General features: G+C 45.5%; 4 protein-coding genes and 1 pseudogene. All 5 read right to left on the reverse strand.

Annotated elements, in window-relative coordinates:
• Positions 1 to 1,204 (reverse strand): decarboxylating NADP(+)-dependent phosphogluconate dehydrogenase (gnd, locus tag ACP45E_RS18000; protein WP_069585371.1); only part of this gene is annotated, 1,204 nt, incomplete at its 3' end.
• Between the two features lie 28 nt (positions 1,205 to 1,232).
• Complete coding sequence (gene pgl, locus ACP45E_RS18005) at positions 1,233 to 1,949, reverse strand: 6-phosphogluconolactonase (RefSeq protein WP_017033418.1); 717 nt, start codon at positions 1,947 to 1,949, stop codon at positions 1,233 to 1,235.
• Positions 1,946 to 3,448: a glucose-6-phosphate dehydrogenase gene (zwf, locus tag ACP45E_RS18010; RefSeq protein WP_017033419.1), complete on the reverse strand. Its 1,503-nt coding sequence runs from the start codon at positions 3,446 to 3,448 to the stop codon at positions 1,946 to 1,948. Before zwf ends, pgl begins: the two co-directional genes overlap by 4 nt.
• Before the next feature lie 478 nt (positions 3,449 to 3,926).
• Positions 3,927 to 4,190 carry a YdcH family protein gene (locus ACP45E_RS18015; RefSeq protein ID WP_026026572.1) on the reverse strand — a complete coding sequence of 88 codons (264 nt, stop codon included), beginning with the start codon at positions 4,188 to 4,190 and terminating at the stop codon, positions 3,927 to 3,929.
• A 216-nt stretch (positions 4,191 to 4,406) separates the two neighbouring features.
• Positions 4,407 to 4,600 (reverse strand): annotated as a pseudogene (locus tag ACP45E_RS18020) (PTS transporter subunit EIIB); the annotation flags it as partial.

Consider the following 4,600-nt stretch of genomic DNA (forward strand, 5'->3'; position numbering starts at 1 on the left):
CCATGCAGTTGTCTAGGATGCCTTTGAAGTAGGCATCTGAACCTAGGAATGCGATCTCTGGGTTCGCTTCGTAAGCATCACGAATGTTGCCTAGGAATGCAGAACGGATGATACAACCGCCACGCCACATAAGAGCAACGTTACCGTAGTTTAGATCCCAACCGTTTTCGTTCGACGCTTCACGCATTAGCATGAAACCTTGAGCGTAAGAGATGATCTTAGAAGCAAGTAGAGCCTGACGCAGTGCATCAACCCACTCTTGCTTGTCGCCTTCAACTAGAGCAACAGTTTTGCCGAACAATTTCTCAGCTTCAACACGTTGGTCTTTAAGTGCAGACAGGCAACGAGAGAATACAGACTCAGTGATGAGCGTTAGTGGGATACCCATGTCTAGCGCGTTGATACCAGTCCACTTACCCGTGCCTTTTTGGCCAGCAGTGTCTAGGATCTTCTCAACGAGTGCTTCACCGTCTTCATCTTTGTAACCAAGGATGTCTGCCGTGATTTCTACTAGGTAGCTGTCTAGCTCAGTTTTGTTCCAGTCAGCAAATACAGCCTGCATTTCGTCGTGGTTCAGGCCTAGACCATCTTTCATGAACTGGTAGGCTTCAGTGATAAGCTGCATGTCACCGTATTCGATGCCATTGTGAACCATTTTAACGAAGTGACCAGCACCGTCGTTACCAACCCAATCACAACAAGGCTCACCCGCGTCAGTTTTCGCAGAGATGCCTTGGAAGATAGGCTTAACCGCTTCCCAAGCTTCAGGAGAACCGCCTGGCATGATAGAAGGACCGAAACGAGCGCCTTCTTCACCACCAGAAACACCCGTACCGATGAAGTGGATGCCTTTCTCACGAAGAGCGGCAACACGACGGTTAGTGTCTGGGAAGTTAGTGTTACCACCATCAATGATGATGTCGCCTTTGTCTAGAAGTGGCACAAGCTTGTCGATGAACGTATCGACAACGTCACCCGCACGAACCATAAGCATCACTTTACGTGGCGCTTCTAGTTTCTCAACGAGCTCTTCTAGAGAGTAAGCACCAACAATGTTAGTCCCCTTAGCTGGGCCTTCTAGAAACTCGTCTACTTTAGCAGCAGTACGGTTGTGAGCCACCACTTTGAAGCCGTGGTCGTTCATGTTTAGGATAAGGTTCTGACCCATTACTGCTAGGCCAATTACACCGATATCACCTTTCATTATTTTATCTCCTTGCGGCTAGTCGCGATTACGCGATAGCGCTTGCTGCATTTGAATCTAGGAACCACTCTGTTTCACCAGTTTTAGACTGGATTTTCGCTGCCGGATAAGGCAGTTCTGAAGCAGGTGTTGTATGAATTTCTTTAACGATCTCAACTTTACCTGCACCCAGTACTAGGTAGCTGATTCGTTTTGCGGCTTCTAACACTTTCGCCGTCTTAGAAACGCGGATCTGGCCCGACTCTGGGTGAGAAGCTAACACAGATAGGTTCTCATCTTGGTAGTCAGTCACGCCTGGGAAGAGTGACGCTGTATGACCATCGGCACCAACACCTAGCAGAATCCAATCGAACACTGGCGTTCCGTTTTCAGTTGGAATCACATCGCTCATCTCTTTTGCAAAACGCTCTGCTTCTGCTTTCGGCTCATCTTCACCACGGATGCGGTGGATGTTCCCAGCAGGCAAGTTCACTTTTGAAAATAGCAGTGCGTTGGCTTCACCGAAGTTACTTTCAGCGTCATCGGGTGCTACGCAACGTTCGTCGCCCCACCAGAAATGAAGGTTATTCCATTGAATACCTTCCGCATATGGTGCCTCGGCTAAAAGCTGAAATAGCATTTTTGGCGTGCTGCCACCAGACAATGAAATGTGAACAGGTTTGCCCTGCTCGCTGTACGCTTTCATTTCGTTTGCTAGGTTTTCAACGACCAATTCTGGCGTTGCAAAGATCTTGTGATTGATCATAGTTCGCAGTAGTCCGTATCCGTTAAGTTTTTACATGGGAAACGCCATGCTCGATTGTCTCTTTCCAGAAGTTCAAACGCTTCTTGAGGGCCCCACGTTCCGCACGCATAACCAAACAGTGCTTGTGGATCTTGTTTGAAATCTAGAATAGGTTGCACATACTTCCAGCATGCTTCTACCGCATCGGTACGTGCAAACAAGGTCGCATCACCGTTTAGCGCATCAAGAAGTAAACGCTCATAAGCCGTGAGCATCTGAGTTTCTGGCAGGTCAGAGTAAGAGAAGTTCATTTTCACTTCTTTCGCTTTAAATCCTGCGCCTGGCTCTTTCAAACCAAAGCTCATCTGAATGCCTTCATCCGGTTGGATACGGATAATCAGTTTATTTTCAGGCGCATCTTGACCGAAAACAGGGTGCGGCGTGTTCTTAAAGTGAATCACGATTTCAGTCACTCGCGTTGGTAAACGCTTGCCCGTACGCACATAGAAAGGAACACCGTTCCAACGCCAGTTGTTGATGTACGCTTTTAAACCAATGTAGGTTTCAGTGCGCGAGTCATCAGCTACGCCGTTTTCTTCACGATAGCCTAGTAAGTGCTGGCCGCGAACGTCTGACGCGGTGTATTGACCTAACACGAGGTCTTTACGCAGGTTTTCTTCTTCAAGCGGTTTCAAGCACTGAAGCACTTTCACCACTTCATCACGAATTGAATCGGCATTGATTTGTGCAGGCGGCTCCATCCCTACCATTGCCAAAACTTGCAGCAAATGGTTTTGGAACATATCACGCACCGCGCCCGATCCATCGTAGTAACCACCACGTTCTTCTACACCTAAGAACTCAGCACCTGTGATTTCAACGTAATCAATGAAGTTACGGTTCCACAATGGTTCGAACATCGCGTTAGAGAAGCGCAGAACCAGAAGGTTTTGAACCGTTTCTTTACCTAGGTAATGGTCAATTCGGTAAATCTGGTGCTCTTTGAAGTGATGATGAATTTCTTCATCTAACTTCTGGGCTGATTCGAGATCATAACCAAAAGGTTTTTCGATAATAAGACGACGCCAACCATTGGACTCATCATTCAAGCCATGTTTGGCTAAATTTGCAGGTATAACGCCGTACAAACTAGGCGGTGTCGCCAGATAGAATAATGTGTTGTGGTTGTCGAATTGATACTCTTGTTCGATTTGCTCTAAGCGCGTTGCTAATCGACCATAATCTTCTGCATCCGAGGTGTTAATTGCTTGGTAATGCAGATGCTCGATAAAGGCATTCAACACTTCTGGTTCGGTTTTTTCCATTTCCTGAAGCGATTGCTTTAATTTGGAGCGGTAAGATTCATCGCTATAATCAGTTCGACTTACGCCAAGAATCGCAAAAGATTCTGGCAACTGATTATTTGCATAAAGGTGGTATAAAGCAGGGATCAACTTACGATAAGTAAGATCGCCCGAAGCACCAAAAATTACGATGCTGCTATTTTCAGGTATTACCATCATCTTTCCTTTGCAAACGAGGTATTAAGTATGCGCTAAAGGTAACAGCGACATCCTTAAATAGATACTAGGCTCTGCCTATCATAATGATAGATAAAACCGATGACGTTGATTGGTAACAGAGTTGAAAAGTCACCTAGATATGGGCGCGTATTGTCTATTACAAATTGATTTACATCAAGTCAGGTTTGTGAGGTAAGTCCTGTTTTTTCTCATTTCGGCGTGCTGCAGGAAAATACAGATCGAAACATACCGTCAGCTCATTGAATCGTTTTCGTCGCATTGAAGGAGTTAGGGAAGTCATGAATGTAAGCGTATTAATCCATTTAATACGCTTATTGGATGGGCTTAGAACTCTTTTGGATCAGCTTTATGTGCGTGTGATTGCGCACATTATCACAGCAGAATAAACAAGCTTAATAACAAGGTGGCAAAGCAAAACAGCGTTCAGCTAAAACAGAAACACAGAACAAACAAACTATGAACTGCTCACCGCCTGTTCATGATGTTTCGTCAGTTGAACGTAGAGTGCGTCTTTTAATTCCATTCGCTGGAGCTTGAGCGTATGCATACTGTTGTCGTCGATAGGACTGCCCGATATCTCTAACTGTCTAATATCGTAATCTAACTGATGATATCGCTGAAGCTCAGCTTTAAAGGTGGGATCGTCGTGGTTAAGCTGGACAATGTCTAATTTCAGCTCTGGGAAATCTAAGATAAAAGCATGGTTTTCATTTAGCATCGGCATTCACTCTTTCATTGATTCTTTCGCTATTGTAGAGCCATTCGACCGACAAAAATGTGGCTCAAAACACAACCTGAGCCAAAACGAAAGCAACAACGAAAAAGCCAACCCATAAGAACGACGTGTTCAAAGAGTTGGCTGGAATCTTACCGCATGCTATAGCGCATTATTTGATTTGCTAATGCACGTCTAGCACATAGGGGGGTGGTAAGATCAGGAGATCGCTAGCACTCCGTGTATTTCAGTTTTTATACTATCGGACTGCGTACCAAAGATGGCTTGTAAGCTGTCGCCTATGACAAGCACTTCACGAGCACCTAACTGCTTAAGCTTTGCTCTGTCAACATGAGCAATGTCTTTTACGCTCACTCTTAAACGGGTAATACATGAGATCGGAAGAGCGGCTC

Origin of the sequence: Vibrio genomosp. F10 str. 9ZD137, assembly GCF_049974785.1 — a bacterium.
Taxonomy (GTDB): domain Bacteria; phylum Pseudomonadota; class Gammaproteobacteria; order Enterobacterales; family Vibrionaceae; genus Vibrio.

Bases quoted from the DNA above. Each gene is read 5' to 3' on its own strand.
- pgl (WP_017033418.1), bottom strand. From the start codon at position 1,949: ATGATCAATCACAAGATCTTTGCAACGCCAGAATTGGTCGTTGAAAAC.
- zwf (WP_017033419.1), bottom strand. From the start codon at position 3,448: ATGGTAATACCTGAAAATAGCAGCATCGTAATTTTTGGTGCTTCGGGC.
- ACP45E_RS18015 (WP_026026572.1), bottom strand. From the start codon at position 4,190: ATGCTAAATGAAAACCATGCTTTTATCTTAGATTTCCCAGAGCTGAAA.